Raw genomic sequence first — 18962 nt, forward strand, 5'->3', positions numbered from 1 at the left:
GTTGTGGCGAGCAGGCTTGCCCTGCGCTGGGCTGCGCAGCAGCCCCAAAACAGTCACCGCGTATTTCCAGGTGTATTGCGTCGTCAGTTATAGGGGCCGCTTCGCGCCCCAGCGCAGGGCAAGCCTGCTCGCCACAACAAGCCTGCTCGCCACAAGAGCTGTGTTCGTCGTGTTAGTCGTGCAGCGCTTTTGCAGCAGCCAGCAGGCCTTGGAACTTGCAGTACCGAGCCTTCAGCGTCGTCTGTTGCCGAGCATCTGGCAAGTAGCGCATCTTCACCGTCATGCCCGCCGCCAACAGGTCTATGCCAATCGCCATAAACCCCAGCTTCGCCGCCCCTACACACGCACTCAATTCACTGCCGTGCAGCGTAAAGATCTCCCGCTGGAGGATATTGGCCAGCAACTGCGCCCAATACTCACTCCGTGCCCCGCCGCCGACCAAGGCGCAGTCGGTCACGTCGGCACCGGTCGATTGCACCGCTCGCAGTGCATCGAGCAAACCGAAACCCACGCCTTCCATCACGGCGTAACCGAGCATCGCCGGGGTGCAGTCATGCCCCAGGTTCATAAACCCACCGCGCAATAACGGGTCGTTGTGCGGCGTGCGCTCACCGGCCAGGTACGGCAGAAACAACGGCGTCGACAGCGGCACCGGCTGCTCGATGGGCAACTGCGCCTGCACCTGATCCAGCAATGCGTGTTCATCCGGCTGGCCGGTCAAGCGCGTCACCCAGCGCAAACAACTGGCACCGGCGAGCATCGCACCCATGGTGTACCAGCGGTTGGGTAAAGCGTGGCAGAAGCTGTGCACGGCACTGGCCGGGTTGCCGGCAGCGTGGTCGGTGATGGCGACGATGGCCGCGCTGGTGCCCAAGGTAATAAAGCCGTCACCGGCATTGACCGCACCGATGCCGACCGCCGCCACCGGGTTATCGCCACCGCCGCCGGCAATCACCACCGTGGGCGACAGGCCTAACCCATCTACATTCAGTACGCCACTGGCTGCACCGCCTTCCACCAGCCGGGGCATGTGGGCCAGCGTCAGGCCGGTGGCGTGGAGCATCGGCGCAAACCATTCGCGCTGCGCGACGTCCAGCCACAGGGTGCCGGCGGCATCCGACATATCGCTGATGCGCTCGCCGGTCAGGCGTAACCGCAGGTAATCCTTGGGCGACAGCACACACTCAATCGCCTTGAACACCTCGGGTTCATGCTGTTGCAGCCACAACAGTTTGGGCGCCGTCAGCCCGGCCATTGGCAGGCTGCCGGTGACGTCGGCAAACCGACTGCCCAACTGTTCGGCCTGGGCCACTGCGCGCGCGTCATCCCACAGAATGGCCGGGTACAGCACGCGATCATCCTTGCCCAGCAACACCGCGCCGTGCATTTGCCCGGACAGGCCGATGCACGCCACACGCGCAAACGCCGCATGCTCGCGTAGCTGCGCCAGCGCTTGCAAACAGGCCTGCCACCAGTCTTCGGGGGCCTGTTCGGACCAGCCGCTGTGGCGCCGTGAAACGCTAAGGCGCACACCGACGTGGGCCAGCACGCTGCCTTCGACGTCCATCAGGATCGCCTTGAGTTCTGAAGTGCCGAGGTCTATGCCGAGGGAAACAGGGTTGTGCATACGTAGGTTATTCCACTTCAATACAGCCACAGGAGTCACGCCGTTGCAGGCTCGGCGCCAGGCGCACGCTTTGGGTAGGTGCGCCGGGCGTGGCCATGCGTTGCAACAGCATATGCACCGCGCGGGCCCCCAGTTCCTTGACCGGCTGGGCGATCAGGGTAAGGCGCGGCACGAACAAATCCGCCCAGTCAAAATCATCAAAACCCACCAGGGCCATTTGGTTTGGCACTGCAATGCGCGCATCCCGCAGGGCGTGCATGGCGCCCAGCGTCATCAGGTTATTGCCGGCCATGATTGCCGTGGGTGGCGTTGGTAACGCCAACAACTGCGCGGTTGCGTGCCGCGCCGGTTCGCTGTTGGAATCGCCGTTGACCACTAACTGCGGGTCATACACCAGCCCCGCCACCTGTAACGCCGCACGGTAACCCGCCACGCGTTCATCGGTAGTGCCCAACCCTTCGCGCCCGGCAATAAAGCCGATGCGCCGGTGCCCATGTTCAATCAAGTGTGCGACCAGCGCCTGGGTGGACTGGGTGTTCTCCACCCCGACCTGATCAAACTGCTCGCTCATCATGCGGTCCACCAGCACCGTCGGCATCTCGTTGGCCTGCAGATACTCCAGCGCCTTGGAGCCGGTTGACGGCGCCAATAGAATCCCATCGACACGCCGGTGATGCAGCGCGGTGACCACCCGCAACTCCTGTTCCGGGTCGTCGTGCGGGTCGGCAAACAGCATCATGTAGCCGTGGCGGGCGCACTCGGCTTCAATCGCGTGCACGGTTTCGCTGAAGTAATGGTTGGACAGCGCCGAGATCGCTACGCCAATGGTATTGGTGCTGGAACGCGCCAGCGAGCGCGCCAGGGTATTGGGGATATAGCCCAGTTCCTGAATCGCGCGCTGCACGGCCTGCACCGTGACCGGACTGACCTTGCGAGTGCCGTTCAACACGTGGGACACGGTCGAGGTGGACACCCCGGCCCGGCTTGCCACGTCATCCATGGTGACCACGACGTTTTCCCCTTTAACTCAATGTTTACTCGACCAGCCGCTGTACGTCGCAACGTTGTCGCGGGTGATCAGTTTTGGCGTGAGCAGGGTAACCGCTTCAGCCGGGGCTTTGTCATTGAGGATGTCATTGCCGACGTTGACCGCGGTCTGGGCCATGGCCCATGGGTCCTGGCTGGCGGAGGCCTGGATCTGGGTGTCGGTCTTCAGCGCGTTTTCAATATCCGGCGCGCCGTCCACCGAGGTAATAATGATGCCGCTGCGCTTGAGCTGTTTGGCCGCCAGGTCGCTGCCGATGGCTTGCGGGTCATTGATCGCGAACAGGCCGTCGATTTTCGGGAAGCGCGTGAGGTAACCCTGCATCACATTCAAGCCACCTTCGCGTGAGCCTTTGCCGTCCTGGTCATCGGACAGCACCTTGATGTCCGGTGCAGCGGCCAATGCCGCCTTGCAGCCTTTGACGCGGTCGGTCACGGCGGTCACTTGCGGGCCGTTCTGGATAATCACATTGCCCTTGCCCGCCAGCTTGTCCACCAGGAACTGGCAGGCCAGCTTGCCGGCTTCGACGTTGTCGGTTTGTACCGTGGCGTTTACGCCCTTGGCGTCGACATCCACCGCCACCACCACAATGCCGGCATCCCTGGCTTTCTTGATCGCCGAGGCCATGGCTGACGGGTCGACGGCATTCAGCAGGATCAGGTCGACCTTGGAGGATATGAAATTATCGATCTGGGAAAACTGCTTGCTCAAGTCATAGTCAGCCGACACCGAGGTGACTTTTACAGCGGGGTTCAGCTCTTTGGCCCGCGCAGTGGCGCCGTCGGCCAGGGTCACGAAATACGGGTTGCCCAGCGAGCCCATGCTGATACCCAGGGCTTTGAGTTCGCGGGCCTCCACGCCATGGGACATCAGGGCAGCCAAGGCCATAACGGGAAAGATACGTTTGAAGTTCATACCGGTCTCTCTTGTGATTGTTGTTGAGGTGAATTCAGGTACGTGCGCCGGACTGGCGATAGCGATCCAGCGCCACTGCGCCGATGATCACAATGCCCTTGATGATGTACTGCCAGATATCCGATACCCCCAGCAGCACCAGGCCGTTGGTGAGCACCGCGATGATCAGTGCGCCGATCAGCGTGCCGCCAATGGTGCCCACGCCGCCGGTAAAACTGGTGCCACCAAGGATCACCGCCGCAATCGCATCCAGCTCATAGGATTGCCCCAGTTGCAGGCCGTTGGCGGCGAACAGGCGCGACGCGCTCATCACGGCGCCAAGCCCGGCCAGCGCGCCGGACATGGCGTAGACAAACAGCAGCACTTTCCACACCTTGATGCCCGACAGCCGCGCGGCCTCCGGGTTGCCGCCCACCGAATAGATCTGCACGCCCATCACGGTGCGGCGCAATATGAACCACGACAGCAGCACCACGGCCACGGCGATGATCACCAGCCACGGCACGCCGAGCACGGAGTCATTGCCGATAAATGCAAACGGCAGGTCAGGGTTGAACACGGTTTTGTCATCGGCCAACAAACGCGCCAGCCCACGCATCGCAGTCAGAGCGCCAAGGGTGACGATAAACGGCGGCAGCCGCATAAAGGCGATCAGGCCACCATTGACCAAGCCCAGCAACAGACCAAAACCAATGCCCGCCGCAATCCCGAACATGCCGAACTGCGGCGACATCGATGCCTGCAAGGCCACCACCGCAGACGCCGCCAGAATCGCGCCCACCGACAGGTCAATGCCCGCCGTCAGAATCACAAAGGTCATGCCCGCCGCCAACACCACATTCACCGAGGCCTGCTGGGTGATGATCGATAGGTTCTGCACCGTGAGGAAGTTTTCGCTGGCCAGGGCAAATCCCACCAGCAGCAAGACCAGCACGGGCAGCATGCCAACGGTGCGCATCAGTTCACGCACGCGCTCGGCCTTGCCGGTTGTCGCAATCATTGAATCAGCCATGGGCAGCCACCTGATCGCCACCGGTGGCGAGGTCGATAATACGTTCCTGGGAAATGACGTGGCCTGAAGCCCCGCCGACTTCGGCCACTAATTGGCCTTCGCGCATGATCAGCACACGGTCGCAGGTGCCGATGATTTCCGGCAACTCGCTGGAGATCACCACAATGCCGACACCGGCCAGCGCCAGTTGATTGATGATGCGGTAGATCTCGGACTTGGAGCCAATGTCCACGCCGCGAGTCGGTTCGTCGAGGATCAGCACGTGCGGCTTGACCTCCAGCAGCCGCGCCAACAGCACCTTTTGCTGATTACCGCCGGACAGCGCGCCGACATTGACCTTGCCCGACGCCACGCGAATCGACAGCGACTTGATCGCATCATGGGCGCGTTGCGCTGCGTGCCCACGGTCCAGCACACCACCGGCATGTGCATCCGGCACACAGGCGCAGACGTTGATGTTGTCGGCCACGCTCATGTCCAGGAACAGGCCTTGAGCCTTGCGGTCTTCGGTGAGGTACACAACGCCTGCGCGAATCGCATCTGCCGGGTTTCGCAGTTGGGTGACGGTCTTGCCGACCACTTCCAGGGTGCCGGAGGTGCGCGAGTCGGCGCCGAAGATCAGCCGCGCCAGTTCCGTGCGCCCTGCGCCGACCAGCCCGGCAATGCCCAGCACTTCACCGGCATGCAGGTCAAAACTGCAATTGCGCACGCGCTTGCCGTCGGCCATATCGCGCACGCGCATGACCACGTTGCCGGGGTTGTACGCGGCGTGTTCCTTCTTGTAGAAGCCAGACAGATCGCGGCCGACCATCATCTTCACCAGCACTTCGGCCGACAACGCATCGCGGGTCAATTCGCCGATGTATTGGCCGTCGCGCAGTACCGAGACTCGGTCCGACAATTCGTAGATCTCGGCCATGCGGTGGCTGATGTAGATGATCGCCAGGCCCTGGCTGCGCAGTTGTTTGATCAAGGCGAACAGGCGGTCGGTTTCACGCGACGACAGCGGCGTGGTCGGCTCGTCCATCACCAGGATGCGGGCATGGGCATGCAGGGCGCGGGCGATTTCGACTAATTGGCGCTCGGCAATCGACAGGCTGCTGACGGGCGTTGCGGGTTTGAACTCGGCGCCCAGGCGTTGCAGCACTTCAATGCAGCCTGCCTGCATGCCTTTGCGGTCGATGGTCCAGCCACGCCGCAGTTCGCGGCCCAGGTAGATGTTCTCGGCCACGCTTAGGTTGGGGCACAGGCTCAGTTCCTGGTAGATCACGGCGATGCCGAGGGTCTTGGCAGTGGCGGGGTCGAAGGTGGCGACGGGCTGGCCGTCGATGCGGATTTCGCCGCCGGGATCGGCCTGGTAAGCGCCGGAAAGGATTTTCATCAAGGTTGACTTACCGGCGCCGTTCTCACCCATCAAGGCGTGGATTTCACCGGGGTAAACCTTCAGGCCGACATTCTTGAGCACGCGCAAACCATTGAAGGTTTTGCTGATGCCCTGCATCTCCAGCAAGGGTTCAAGGCTCATGGATGAGCTCCTGGATTTATTATTTTTGTAATCGAGTGTTGCCGACTCTATGTCAGAAGCATTTTCGTACGCAAGCGCTTGCGTGTGCCTTTTGTCGTTTGATTAAACGTTTCATCAAGCGCAAAACGGTGAAATGCGTGCCAGGCGGTTGCAGATGAAATGAATTTTAAACGCCACCCGGAATAAAACTGCCGCCCTGCCCGTTCTGCCCATAGGCACTCGAACAAATCAGGATGGGTCATGACCGCCAATGCAAGCGTTGTTGTTTACATCTGGTACCCCCATGGGGCGGACGTCGGCCATGCCGCGATGTACATCGGCGATCCGGTGATCGGCAAGATGATCGAAGTGCGTTATGACCGTTACCGCAACAACGGCGAACGTGATCGCGACCGGGCCTTTATCGAGCAATTCAACACCGCGTATGTGAGTTGGTGGCCCGAGGGCCGCGCTGCTTTGACTGGCAAGCAGCCTCAGGAACGTAACCTGTTCCTGGAGTCGGACATCAGCGCAGAAGGCTGTAGACCGCATGTGGTGTATACGATTTCGGGGTTGAATATGCAGGCCATGCAGGCCGAGTGGTACGCCATTCGCAGCAAGCCCAACGCCAATTACCAGATGTTGCGCAAGAGCTGTTCGACCGTGGTGCTGCGGGTGCTCAAGGCCGGTGGCGCGCTGAACAGATTGCCTGCGGTGAAGCGGGCGTGGTTTGCCAGCAACTTGTATGTGACGCCCAAGAACATTGCGCAGATTTGCAATGAACTGCGTGATGCGGGGTTGGCGACTAAGGCCAAGAGCGCCAATTGCCCGGAGAAAGGCTCGTTTATGTTTGGGCTTCGGTAGCGGCCTGGATCTGGTTGGGTTTTGTGGTGGTTGTGGGGTTGCTGGGTACATATCCGTTGCTGCGGTAACGGCCGCTTAGGGTTCCGCTCTTACAGCGGGTCACTTTTGTAAAGACACAAAAGTAACCAAAAAGTCTTCGCCCCAACACTCGGTGCCTCGCTTAGGCTCGGCATGCCCGCAATCCGCCAGTGATTTGGGGGGTCGCCGCGATGGGCCATCCTTGGCCCAGCGCGGCTAAACCGGCATCCCTGCCGGTTTACCCCCCAAATCCCTGACAGATTCCGGCCATCGTGTTTGACGGGGCGATTTCAGATCAAGATCAAGATCAAAAGCGCAGATCAAAAGACCGCTGACTTCATCATCGAAAAGGATGTAAGGGCCGGAGCAACAGCAAAGCAACAGCAAAGCAACAGCAAAGCAACAGCAAAGCAACAGCAGAGCCATACTCGGTCAAAGGTGGGAGCTGGCTTGCCTGCGATGGCATCAACTCAGTGTGCCTGATGTACCGAGGTGTCTGCATCGCAGGCAAGCCAGCTCCCACAGAAAAGCAGTTCTTCAGTGTATTCAGATAGGCTTTTGCTTCGCACTTGATCTGGCTTTTGCTTCAACCACTCAGGTCGGCTTTCAGGCCGCCGTGCTGTAGATCTTGATCTTGATTTTGATCTGAGGCGCCCCGTTAACCACGATGGCCGAACGCAGGCTTGAATCCGTGGGTAACCCGGCAGGACGCCGGGTTAGCCGCGCTGGGCCAAGGATGGCCCATCGCGGCGGCCCACGGATTCAAGCCGGAGTGAGGGCACACCGAGCCTAAGCGAGGGGCCGAGTGGTGGGGCACAGACCTTTTGGTTACTTTTGGGGCGTTTGCCAAAAGTGACCCGCTGTAAGAGCGGAACCAATAGAAGCCGTTACCTAAATAACGGATATACACCCAGCCAAATCAGCCCCTATAACCAAACCAAATAGTACGAATAACCAAATACCCCTTCCCCACCGTCAAGCCACAGTAAATGATCCACTGAAAATTCCTCCCACCACCCGCAGGTCGCACCATGAGTACAAACCAGAACTACACGCTACTGCTTGGCCGTGCCCTACTGGTCGCGCTGTTTTTATACAGCGGGATCGGTAAGCTCATGGCGCCCGACGCCACCATCAGCTACATCGCCGCCTCCGGCGCGCCCTTCCCTACATTGGCCTACGCCATTGCGCTGATCGCCGAATTAGGGCTGTCCTCGGCCTTGCTGCTCGGTTATCGCGTGCGCCCAGTGGCGCTGCTGATGGCGGCGTTCACCCTGCTGACCGCACTCCTGTTCCACACGCACTTCGGTGACAAGGGCCAGACGATCAACTTCCTCAAAAACCTGGCGATCTGCGGCGGCTTCCTGCAAATCGCGGTGTTTGGCGCCGGCGATTTCAGCCTCGATCATCTGCGCTTGCGGCGCCCAGCCCTGAGCTGATCTATCCGTTTGAGGGCTGAAAGTTTCCGGGGGGACGCTTTCAGCCTTCAAATCGCCATAATCTCTGCTATTGTCCAAAGACCTCATCTCCTCCTCATCGCTTCAACGCGATTTTCTGTGAGCATGCTCTGCGACACCGCTGCACCGGTGTCGGGCCTGAATGTCACGGAAACCATGCGATGGACTCAGCCTTACCCGACCCGCCGCAATCGCGCGCTGAAAAGATCGTCGAATTCAAACGCCAGAAAACCCTGCTAAAAACCGGCGCGCTGCAAGATGCCATTTTCAACAGCGCCTACTTCTCCAGCATCGCCACTGACGAAAAAGGCGTGATCCAGATCTTCAACGTTGGCGCTGAACGCATGCTCGGCTATGCCGCCGTTGACGTGGTCAACCGCATTACTCCCGCCGACATTTCCGACCCCGCCGAATTGATCACCCGCGCCGCCGCCCTCAGCCAGGAACTCGACACGCCCATCACCCCAGGCTTCGAAGCCTTGGTGTTCAAGGCTTCGCGGGGCATCGAAGACATCTATGAACTGACCTATATCCGCAAGGACGGCAGTCGCCTGTCGGCCATGGTCTCGGTCACGGCCTTGCGCAATCGCCACGACACGATCATCGGCTACCTGTTGATCGGCACCGACAACACCGCACGCAAGCAGGAAGAACTCGAGCGCAAAGGCTTTGAACGCGCCCTCGAGGAAAAGAACCTGGAGCTGGAACACGCCAACCATATGAAGTCCGAGTTCCTCGCCACCATGTCCCACGAATTGCGCACCCCGCTGAATGCGGTGATCGGTTTTTCCGAGGCACTCAAGGACGGCCTGGTGGGCGACATGAGCGATATCCAGCGCGAATACATCGGCGATATTTTCACCAGCGGCCAGCACTTGCTGTCGCTGATCAACGACATTCTCGACCTGTCCAAAGTCGAAGCCGGGATGATGGACCTGGAACTGGAGCCGGTTGAACTCGCAGGTTTGCTGGCCAACAGTTTGCTGATCGTGCGCGAAAAAGCCGCGTTGCAACGCATCCAGCTGAAACTCGACAGCCAGGGTGATTTCGGCACCCTGGCGCTGGACCTGCGCAAGACCAAACAGATCATCTACAACCTGCTGGCCAATGCGGTCAAGTTCAGTGCACACGGCAGTTGCGTAACCCTGGCGGTGCGTGAGGTCAGCCGCGATCAGGTCGGGCTGATCGCCGGCGACTGGCCGGTGCACAGCTTCGCCCTGCCACCCAGTGCGCAGCAGCAGTTCCTTGAATTGAGCGTGAGCGATACCGGCATCGGCATTGCCGTGGACAACATGGGCAAACTGTTCAAGGCCTTCAGCCAGATCGACAGCAGCCTGGCGCGCAAATTCGAAGGCACAGGCCTGGGCCTGGCCATGGTCAAGCAATTGACCGAGCTGCAGGGCGGCAGCGTGGCGGTGGCCAGCCAGCCCGAGCTGGGCGCACGCTTTGTGGTGTGGTTGCCATTGCATCGCGCCAAGGAGGCAAGCCTATGGCCGACATCCTGATCGTCGAGGATAACGAGGCGAACATGCGCCTGGCACGCCTGTTGCTGGTCAATGCCGGATACAGCGTACTGTGGGCCGCCGACGCCGAAACCGGCTTGACCCTGGCCCGCGAACAACAACCGGCGCTGATCCTGATGGATATCCAATTGCCCGGCATGGATGGCCTGGCGGCCACGCGTTTGCTTAAACAAGACCCGCACACCGCACACATCCCGGTGATCGCCCTGACCGCCATGGCCATGAAGGAAGACCGCGAAAAAACCCGTTTGGCCGGCTGCGACGCGTATGTGAGCAAGCCCCTGAGCTACAAAGAACTGTACCGCGTGATCGATACCCTGCTGCCCCCACACACCACACCCTTTGCATGAGTCCTCTCCATGGCCAGCTCACCCGCAACGCTGTTGATCGTTGATGACGAACCCCAGGTTCGCAAGCTGCTGGAAACCCTGCTGCAGCATGAGGGCTACCAGACCCTGACCGCCAGCAGCGGCGAGGAAGCCTTGCAGCTGGTGGCGCAGCAGCCGCCCGATTTGATCCTGCTGGACATCATGATGCCGGGCATGGATGGCTATGAAGTCGCCAGCCAACTCAAAGGCAATGCCGCCACGGCGAATATCCCGATCATTATGCTCACGGCGCTCAGCGAGTCCGAGGCGCGGATCAGTGGCTTGGAAACCGGTGCCGAAGAGTTCCTCAGCAAGCCGGTGGAGCACATCGAGTTATGGCTGCGGGTGCGCAACCTGCTGCGGCTCAAGGCCCATGGTGATCAATTGAAGACCCATGGCCAGATGCTCGAACAGCAACTGCAGAATCAAATCCGCGAAACCGTGCATGACCTGCCCCGTGAGGCGCTGGAAAACGACCTGCGCCTGGCGGTCGAACGCAGCGATTTCACCCTGCATTACCAACCCAAGGTCGAGCTGGCCAGTGGCGCTGTGTGTGCCCTTGAAGCCCTGCTGCGCTGGGACCGCCCTGGCCACGGCGCAGTATCACCAGCGGTGTTTGTGCCGTTGCTGGAAACCCTGGGTTTGATCGTGCCTGTCGGCCGCTGGGTCATCGACACTGTGTGCCGGCAGATCGCCGCGTGGCAGCGCAGTGACATTGGTGCGGTGGAGGTCTCGGTGAACGTCTCCGGGCATCAGTTGATCGAGGGCGACCTGATTGCCGATATCGCCGCCAGCCTGGCAAAGACCGGCGTTGCGGCCCATTGGCTGGAGGTGGAATTGACCGAAAGCTCACTGATGGAAAACACCCAGCACACCATCGCCAGCCTGCAACGCCTGCGCGCGATGGGCGTGAAAATCTCCATCGACGATTTTGGCACCGGCTATTCCAGCCTCGCCTACCTGCGCCGCTTCCCCATCGATACGCTGAAAATCGACATTGCGTTTATCCGCGAAGTCACCAGCAACCCGCAGGACGCAGCCATTACCCGCACCATCATTGAACTGGCGCACAGCCTGGAACTGCGCGTGGTCGCCGAAGGCGTCGAGTCGCAGGCACAGCTGGCGTTTCTGAAGGCGGCCGGCTGCGATCAGATTCAGGGGTATTTGTTCAGCCGGCCCTTACCGATGCAGGAGCTTGAGCGTTTGCTGCTGGAAAAACGCAGCCTGGAACGCGGCTGATGATGCCGTTGTGGCGAGCAGGCTTGCCCTGCGTTGGGCTGCGAAGCGGCCCTAAAACCAGGCGCTGAGTTGTTTCAGGAAAAACTGCGGTGCCTTGATTGGGGCTGCTGCGCAGCCCAACGCAGGGCTAGCCTGCTCGCCACAATAGGCTCGCTCGCCACAGACTCTGTGTTAACACTTATTCAAGAGGTGCCCCCATACCGCTTGAACACTCCCCTCGCCCGCGATGGCGGTGTATCAGTGAACGATGAGCTGGCTGACCTGCTGCTATCGCGGGCAAGCCCGCTCCCACAAGGGTTGTGTGTGTATCTGGGAATCTAAGGGTCCAGCACCCCGCCGCTGTAGCTGTCCGACAACCGCGTCCCAGTAAATTTGGCCACCACCGAACCCTGGGCCACCAGGCGTTCGCGGTGGCCTGTCACCATCCGCCCGGTTTGTGCCGCGCGTAAAATCACTTCCGAAGACGGGTCGCCAGGGCGGCCGATAATCCGGGCGAAACGCTCGCCCTCTTCAACCGGGTCGCCCAGGTTTCTTTCAAACACCAGCACACCGGCGCAGGGCGCGAGCACGGTTTCCATGCAGCCCATGTCCACCACCTCGCCCTGCCATTCGCGGATGTCGGCGACTTCATCAATCACACCATTAATGCACAGCCACGCCCACAACCCGTCGGCGTCTTGTTGCGCCAGGGCATCGCTGACATCGGCCTGCCCGCGCAATTCGACAGTCGCAGCCAAGCGCGGCGCGCCATGGTTGATGAGGGTTTCTTCAAAGGAGCCGTCACCGCCTTCATCCCACACAATCACCACCTCGACCTGCAACGCGGCCGCCAGTGCCAGGCCTTGTTCGGGCCAGAAACTATGATGAATGTAGAGGTACGGCAGGGCCTCATCGTCGGTGTGCAGGTCGAGCACCAGATCGGCGTCGGCCGCCAACTGCACTAAACTTTTTTGCCATTGCGCCAGGTTGCTCGCCGGGCGTTCCATGGCCAGGGAATGGTCGAACGCACGGTTGAAGTTTTGCCCGGTGGCCTCATGGAAACGCCCGAGCAATTTGCCCTGGCGAAACTGGCCAATGCCAAAGGGGTTGGCCTGGGGCACCACGGTCACACTGCCGCGCAGGCGGCCCTGGGCCTGGCACGCCTGCAAGCGCGGCAGCAGGTGGTGCAGCACCAGCATCCCGGCGATTTCATCGGCGTGTACGCCGGCTTGCAGGTGCACCTTGGGGCCACTGCCGTCGCCTTCAAACCGCCAGGCGCCGATGTGCAGCGCGTTGCCCGCATCGCCTGGCACCTGCCACGAAAGGTCTTTTGCCATGCCTTGCCCTCCTCTGATGATTTAATCGCTAGAGATTGAACACACGTTCAATTAACCTGAGCACTCTGGTCTTTTATCAAAGGCATGCCCGTGACCATCGACCCTCCCAAACTGCGCCGCGCCGACCCCGATGAACGCCGCGACTTATTGGTTGCCGCGACTCTTACCTGCCTGGCCCGCGACGGCCACGCCGGGATTTCCGTGCGCCGCATCGCCGCCCAAGCCGGGGTGTCGGTGGGTTTGCTCAACCACCATTTCGGCAGCATCGACGCGTTGATCGCCGAGACTTACCACAAGCTCGCCAATGAGCTGACCAGCGCGTTATGGGCGCAAGTCGAGTTAGCCGAAGGCGCCGCCGCGCGCCTGGACACGTTTCTGCGCGCCTCGTTTTCGCCACGGGTGATGGACCCCGACCTGCTCGGCGTGTGGGTGGTGTTCTGGAGCCTGATCCGCCACTCGCCCCACGTAAACCAATCCCACGAAAACAGTTATCGCGCCTACCTGGCGCTGATCCAACAGCTGCTGGACGACCTGGCCCGCAGCGAAAACCTGAAGATCCACGACAGCCACCTGGCCGCCATTGGCCTATCGGCGATGCTCGACGGGCTTTGGCTCGAGGGGTGTCTGAACCCCGGCACTTTCAGCCCCGCCAACGGGCTGCACATCTGTCGCTGCTGGGTACAGGGGTTGCGTCACGGCGCATTCGGCGCCGACCACATCCTGTGATTCCGGGTGGCGGGCGCTGAGCATGGCCAGGGTGCCGCTGACCGCGATCAACACCGCACCGATGATCAGCGACACATCCATCGACGTGCCCCAGATCAGGCTTGAAAGCAAAAACGCCCAGATCAACCCGGTGTATTCGAACGGCGCCAGCAAGGTCGCCGTGGCCCGGCGGAAACTCGCAAACAACAGGAACTGACCGATGCCGCCGACCAGACCTGCGGCCAGCATGCCCAGCCAGGCCGGGGTCGGCGCTGGGGTGTTGGTCCAGGGCAAAGTCACCGCCATGCATATAACAAAGACCACGTTGGTGATCAGCATCTGTTCCAGCACCGAGGTTGACGGGTCTACCTGGCGCAGCTGGATATAGGTGAACGCCCAGCACAACGCGGCCGCCAGGGTCAGCGCGATAGGCACCGGATCGACCATGTTGCTGGGGCGGCAGGCGATCACCACACCGACAAACCCGATGATCAGCGCCACCCATTGCCCACGGCTCGCACGTTCCTTGAGGATCAGCGCAGCCAGCAGCGTGACCATGATCGGCGCGGAGAAATACAAGGTGGTCATTTCCGCCAGGGTCAGGTCCTTGGCGGCGGTGTAATACAGCAACCACGCCAGCAGCGAGAGCAGCCCGCGAATGATCAGCAGCGTGCGGCTCACCGAGGTCCATGCCCGGCGCAACAAACCCATGCGCCCGGCGATCACACAGGCACCGACCACCACCAGGCTGCGCCAGAACAAAATGCTGAACACCGAATAATCGGCCACCAGCCATTTGATCGCCGCGTCCTGCAGCGCCAGAAACGCATACGCCAGTGAGCACAGGGCAATCCCTTGCAGCGCGCGGTCCTGTTTCATCCCGCTGACCTGCGCAGCGGCGTGCCGCGCCGTTCGGCGATGGCGTAGACGCCCTCGATCAGGAAGGTCAGGCACAGGTAAACACTGGCCACCAACAACAACGGTTGATAGATCTGCAAGGTCTGCGCGCGCACCACATTGGCCGCGCCCAGCAGATCGACCACGGCAATGGTCGACGCCAGCGCGGTGGATTTGAGCAGCATCACCGTCTCACCGGCCAGGGTCGGCAACAGCAGGCGCATCGCCCGTGGCAAGCGCACTCGCAGCAGCGCCTGGCGCGGGGTCATGCCGAACGCCGCAGCGGCCTCCATCTCGCCCTTGGGCACCGCCAGCAAGCCACCGCGAATCACCTCACCGACATAGGCGCCCACCGACAGCACCAGGGCAAACACGATGTACCAGTAGCCGTCACGCAGGAACGGCCACAAAAAGCTGCCACGGATCATCGGGAACTGCGCGAACAGGCTGCCCAGGCCGTAGTAGAAAATGTAGATCTGGATCAGCAGCGGCGTACCGCGCAGCACACTGGTGTAGGCCAGCGCACTGCGCGCCAGCCATTTGCGCCGGGACAACCGCGCCAACGCCACCAGCACCGCCAGGGCAAACCCCAGCACCGCGCTGATCAACAGCAACGACAAGGTGGTCTGCAAGCCCTTGGCGATCAGCCCCGCGTAGTAACTTATCCACTCAGGCATGCGCGCCTCACTCGACAACCGGCATCCAGCGACGAATACGTCGCTCCAGGCGCCCGGACAGGTAGTTGGAAGCCAGCGTCACCAGGTAATACAAGGCGGCGGCCGTGAGGTAGAACAGCAAGTAATGACGCGTGGAACCCGCCGCCTGCTTGGCGGTGTACAGCAGCTCGTTGGTGCCGACCACGCTGATCAAGGCGCTGTCCTTGATCAGGTTGATCCATAGGTTGGACATGCCCGCCAACGCATACGGCGCCATGATCGGCAAGGTCACCCGGCGAAACAGGCCAAAGCCGCTCAAGCCAAAGGCCCGCGCCGCTTCGATCTGGCCGTGGGGAATCGCCAGGATCGCCGCGCGGAAAATCTCCGACGCGTAGGCACCCTGCACCAGCCCCAATACCAGGATCGCCACCAACGGCCCGCTGATATTGACCTGGGCAAAACCCAGCCACAGCATCAACACGTTAAGGCCCATGGAGCCTGCGTAATACAGCAGCAGGATCAGCAGCAGTTCCGGCACCGCGCGAAACACCGTGGTGTAACCGCGCATCAGCAGCGCAATCGGGCGCGGCGCACTGAGCTTGGCGCAGGCCACCACCAGGCCGATCAGCAAGCCCACGGCAAATGCGCCAACGGAAATTTGCAGGGTCATCCATAACCCGTTGAGCAGTGCGTTGCCCCATCCTTGTTCACCAAAGCTGAGGAGATCGAGCATTATTCGGTCTTCTGGGCGATTTGCTGATAGGGGCTGTCACAGGTCTTGCTCACATAGGCCGGCGTGTCGGCGCGCTTGCACGGGCTGACCGACAGGCCGAAATAGTGCTGGGACAAGTCGTCAAAGTCCTTGCTCACCAGCAGCTCGCCGATGGCTTTGTCGAGGCGGGCCTTGAGCGCGGTGTCTTCCTTGCGCAAACCGGCGCCGACGCCACGCCCGATGATCGGGTCGTAGGGCACGCTGGCGATATGCGCCAGGCCGCTGGCTTCCGGGGTCTTGACCATCATGGCAATGGCGGTGTCGTCGGCCATCATGTAGTCGATACGCCCGGCGATCAGGTCGGCGTTGGCCGATTCCTGAGTGTCGTAGTACTTGAGGTCAGCAATGTTCTCGTAGTACTTCTTCAGGTAGTTGGCGCTGACCGTGGAGATCTGCACGCCGATCAACTTGCCCTTGAGGCCTTCGGGGGTGATGTCCACCGTAGCGCCTTTGGGGCCTGCCACGCCCAGCAGTGAATCGTAATAGGCGCGGCTGAAGGCGATCTGTTTTTCACGTTCATCGGTGACCGACATCGAGGAGAAAATCACGTCGATTTTCTTCGCCAGCAACGACGGAATGATGCCGTCCCACGCCACTTCCTTGATCTGACACTCGGCTTTCATGCCTTCACACAGCTTGTGGATCAGGTCGACTTCAAAGCCCGACCACTGGCCGTTCCCACCTTTTACGGTGAACGGCGGATAGGGTTCGGCCGCCACCGCGAACACGATGGGTTTTTCTGCCGCCAGGGTAAAACCTGCGGTCAACATCAACACTGCACTGCCCAACCACGTTGCCATGCGCTTGCATTTCATGATTTGCCCCGTCTTTGTCTGGAGTTAGCGAGTTTGATGCGCGTTGACGAACTGCCGGCAACGCTCACTGCGTGGGTCGAGGAACACCGCGTCCGGCGTACCGGTTTCTTCGATCAAGCCTTGATGCAGAAAAGCCACTTTGGAGGACACATCCCGGGCGAAGGCCATTTCATGGGTGACCAGGATCATGGTGCGGCCTTCTTCGGCCAGGGAGCGGATCACACGCAGCACTTCGCCCACCAGTTCGGGGTCGAGGGCTGAGGTGGGTTCGTCGAACAGCATGACTTTGGGGCGCATGGCCAGCGCGCGGGCAATCGCCACGCGCTGCTGTTGGCCGCCGGACAGGAACGCCGGGAACTCATTGCGTTTGGCGGCCAGGCCAACGCGGTCGAGCAAGGCTTCGGCGCGCTCGATGGCTTCGGCACGGCTTTCGCGCAGCACCTGGGTGGGCGCTTCGATAAGGTTTTCGAGCACGGTGCGGTGCGGCCACAGGTTGAAGTTCTGGAACACCATGCCCAGGGTCGAGCGGATGCGCACCAACTGCTTGGCATCGGCCACCAGTGGCGCGCCGGGCATGCCGTAATTAAGCTTGATGCTTTCACCGTCGACATGGATGCTGCCCTGGTCGGGCACTTCGAGCATATTGATGCAGCGCAGCAAGGTGCTTTTGCCCGAGCCGCTGGCACCGATCAGCGAGATCACTTCACCTTCGTTGGCCGTAAGCGAGATGCCCTTGAGCACCTCAATATTGCCGAAGCGCTTATGCAGGTCGATCACCTCAATCATCTTGCGCGCCTCGACGGGCGGCAGCACTTCGATCTTTGGCGTTGGCGCCACACGCGGCTCGCCGGCGAGCTTGGCGACAAACCCGGCGATACGCTCGCAGGCTTGCGCCAGGCGTGCTTCGCCCAAGGTGAACGACAGCCGCACAAACCCTTGCGCCGGCTCGCCAAACGCCGCGGCATCCAGCACCGAGACGCCGGCCTCGCGGAACAGCCGCCAGGCAAATTCCAATGAGCCCAGGCCCGTGCCGCGCACGTCCACCAGCACAAACATCCCGGCTTGCGGTGCCTGCACTTTAATGCCCGGGCAAGCACTCAGGCCGGCCACGACCAAATCACGGCGGCGCCGGTAGATGTCGCGCATGCCTACCGTCACTTCATCATGGGCCAGCACCGCCGCCGTGGCGGCTTCCATCACAAAACCCGGCAAGCCGTAGAGCATGCTCAGCACCAGGGTTTCGGCGTGGGCGATCATTGCTGCTGAGGCGATCAGCCAGCCGGTTCGCCAGCCGGTCATGGCGTGGGACTTGGACAGGCTGCCGATCACGATGCAGCGCTCGGCCATGCCGGGCAAGGCGGCTAGGCTGTGGTATTGGCCGTCGAACACCAGGCTTTCGTAGACCTCATCCACCACCACCCACAGGTCGTGGGCGATCGCCAGGTCGGCTATTGCTTGCAGTTCCTGTGGGTTGAGCACTACGCCGGTGGGGTTGTTGGGGTTGGAGAAGAAGATGGCGCGGCTGCGCGGGGTGATGGCGGCGGCGAGCAAGCGTGCATCCAGGCGAAACCTGGACTCCGGCGAGCATGGCACGCGCACCAGCGTGGCGCCGCTGGCTTTGAGCGTGGCTTCGTAGGTGACGTACATCGGGTCGAGCACCAGTACTTCATCACCGGCTTGCAGCAGGCACAACGAACTGATGAACAACGCGTTTTGTGCGCCGGGCACGATGATCACGTTGTCGGCATTCAGTGAGCGTGCAAGGGTCTTGCTGTAGCGCGCTGCGACGGCTTCGCGCAGCGCGCTGCGGCCGGGGATTTCGGTGTAGTGGGTGTCACCGCTGTGCAGTGCGCTGACAGCGGCGTCGGTGATAAACGACGGCGTGGCGAAATCGGGGTCGCCGACGCTGAGGATGATGATGTCTTCGCCTTGGCTGGCGGCCTGGAACGCGGCGTGGTGGATGTCCCAGGCGGCGACGCCCTGCCCAGCAATACGTTCGACGAAGGGGGAAAACCGCATGCCAGAGCCTCTCGTTCAAGACTAAAAAGCGCGAACCCGGTTGTGTGCAAACGGGTGGATGCGGTCAACATAGTGCAAACTGAACAGTCGTTCAATGGGTATGTTTGGGGGGGTGTCGTTTATCGAGTGAACAGGTCGTGAATGACTTTTTCCTGGGGCTTTTGGGTGCATATCCGTTGCTGCGGTCACGGCTGAGTAGGGTTCCGCTCT

The 18962-nt window shown here is 61.2% G+C and carries 16 protein-coding genes and 1 pseudogene; 6 read left to right on the forward strand and 11 right to left on the reverse strand.

Translation table 11 applies throughout. The annotated features are described in order from the left end of the window. Positions 1-172: 172 nt before the first annotated feature. The 5 genes from xylB to P5706_RS16295 are packed head-to-tail and all read right to left on the reverse strand — an operon-like array spanning position 173 to position 6124. Positions 173-1627: a xylulokinase gene (gene xylB, locus P5706_RS16275; protein ID WP_285680132.1), complete on the reverse strand. Its 1455-nt coding sequence runs from the start codon at positions 1625-1627 to the stop codon at positions 173-175. A 7-nt stretch (positions 1628-1634) separates the two neighbouring features. Beyond that, positions 1635-2636 carry a LacI family DNA-binding transcriptional regulator gene (locus P5706_RS16280; RefSeq protein WP_285680134.1) on the reverse strand — a complete coding sequence of 334 codons (1002 nt, stop codon included), beginning with the start codon at positions 2634-2636 and terminating at the stop codon, positions 1635-1637. A gap of 18 nt (positions 2637-2654) precedes the next feature. Then, positions 2655-3587 (reverse strand): ABC transporter substrate-binding protein, encoded by a 933-nt coding sequence (locus tag P5706_RS16285; protein WP_186616902.1) that lies wholly within the window; start codon positions 3585-3587, stop codon positions 2655-2657. Positions 3588-3621: 34 nt separating this feature from the next. Next, complete coding sequence (locus P5706_RS16290) at positions 3622-4599, reverse strand: ABC transporter permease subunit (protein ID WP_017135608.1); 978 nt, start codon at positions 4597-4599, stop codon at positions 3622-3624. After that, positions 4592-6124: a sugar ABC transporter ATP-binding protein gene (locus tag P5706_RS16295; protein ID WP_200434433.1), complete on the reverse strand. Its 1533-nt coding sequence runs from the start codon at positions 6122-6124 to the stop codon at positions 4592-4594. Before P5706_RS16295 ends, P5706_RS16290 begins: the two co-directional genes overlap by 8 nt. Before the next feature lie 240 nt (positions 6125-6364). Between P5706_RS16295 and P5706_RS16300 the strand changes: the two genes are divergently transcribed. The 5 genes from P5706_RS16300 to P5706_RS16320 all read left to right on the forward strand — a co-directional run bounded on the left by P5706_RS16300 (position 6365) and on the right by P5706_RS16320 (position 11572). Continuing rightward, positions 6365-6967 (forward strand): hypothetical protein, encoded by a 603-nt coding sequence (locus P5706_RS16300; protein ID WP_244657913.1) that lies wholly within the window; start codon positions 6365-6367, stop codon positions 6965-6967. A gap of 1049 nt (positions 6968-8016) precedes the next feature. After that, positions 8017-8424, forward strand: coding sequence for a DoxX family protein (locus P5706_RS16305; protein ID WP_285680171.1), 408 nt, complete (start codon positions 8017-8019; stop codon positions 8422-8424). A 179-nt stretch (positions 8425-8603) separates the two neighbouring features. Beyond that, positions 8604-9947, forward strand: coding sequence for a sensor histidine kinase (locus P5706_RS16310; protein WP_200434768.1), 1344 nt, complete (start codon positions 8604-8606; stop codon positions 9945-9947). Continuing rightward, positions 9932-10315 carry a response regulator gene (locus tag P5706_RS16315; protein WP_200434767.1) on the forward strand — a complete coding sequence of 128 codons (384 nt, stop codon included), beginning with the start codon at positions 9932-9934 and terminating at the stop codon, positions 10313-10315. The genes P5706_RS16310 and P5706_RS16315 overlap by 16 nt, the downstream gene beginning before the upstream one ends. 9 nt (positions 10316-10324) lie before the next feature. After that, positions 10325-11572, forward strand: a complete 1248-nt coding sequence (locus P5706_RS16320) for an EAL domain-containing response regulator (protein WP_285680174.1) — start codon at positions 10325-10327, stop codon at positions 11570-11572. A gap of 317 nt (positions 11573-11889) precedes the next feature. Here the strand turns inward: P5706_RS16320 and P5706_RS16325 are convergent, their stop codons facing one another. Further along, a complete protein-coding gene (locus P5706_RS16325) occupies positions 11890-12888 on the reverse strand; it encodes a M14 family metallopeptidase (RefSeq protein ID WP_285680177.1) in 999 nt (332 codons plus the stop codon). A gap of 84 nt (positions 12889-12972) precedes the next feature. Between P5706_RS16325 and P5706_RS16330 the strand changes: the two are divergent. Then, positions 12973-13518, forward strand: a pseudogene (locus P5706_RS16330) (TetR/AcrR family transcriptional regulator); the annotation flags it as partial. On the opposite strand, the gene P5706_RS16335 reads toward P5706_RS16330, so the two are convergent. From P5706_RS16335 to P5706_RS16355, 5 genes are read right to left on the reverse strand one after another with little or no spacing between them, the layout of a single operon-like run. Beyond that, positions 13474-14472, reverse strand: coding sequence for a DMT family transporter (locus P5706_RS16335; protein ID WP_285680179.1), 999 nt, complete (start codon positions 14470-14472; stop codon positions 13474-13476). The pseudogene P5706_RS16330 and the gene P5706_RS16335 sit on opposite strands and share 45 nt — an antisense overlap. Further along, positions 14469-15167: an ABC transporter permease gene (locus tag P5706_RS16340; RefSeq protein WP_285680180.1), complete on the reverse strand. Its 699-nt coding sequence runs from the start codon at positions 15165-15167 to the stop codon at positions 14469-14471. Before P5706_RS16340 ends, P5706_RS16335 begins: the two co-directional genes overlap by 4 nt. 7 nt (positions 15168-15174) lie before the next feature. Continuing rightward, positions 15175-15879 (reverse strand): ABC transporter permease, encoded by a 705-nt coding sequence (locus P5706_RS16345; RefSeq protein ID WP_200434762.1) that lies wholly within the window; start codon positions 15877-15879, stop codon positions 15175-15177. After that, positions 15879-16733, reverse strand: a complete 855-nt coding sequence (locus P5706_RS16350; protein WP_178112670.1) for a transporter substrate-binding domain-containing protein — start codon at positions 16731-16733, stop codon at positions 15879-15881. Before P5706_RS16350 ends, P5706_RS16345 begins: the two co-directional genes overlap by 1 nt. Before the next feature lie 24 nt (positions 16734-16757). Then, positions 16758-18752 carry an aminotransferase class I/II-fold pyridoxal phosphate-dependent enzyme gene (locus P5706_RS16355; protein WP_285680183.1) on the reverse strand — a complete coding sequence of 665 codons (1995 nt, stop codon included), beginning with the start codon at positions 18750-18752 and terminating at the stop codon, positions 16758-16760. Between the last annotated feature and the right edge of the window lie 210 nt (positions 18753-18962).

It is taken from the genome of Pseudomonas sp. ChxA, assembly GCF_030263855.1.
GTDB classification, from domain to species: Bacteria; Pseudomonadota; Gammaproteobacteria; order Pseudomonadales; family Pseudomonadaceae; genus Aquipseudomonas; species Aquipseudomonas fluorescens_CB.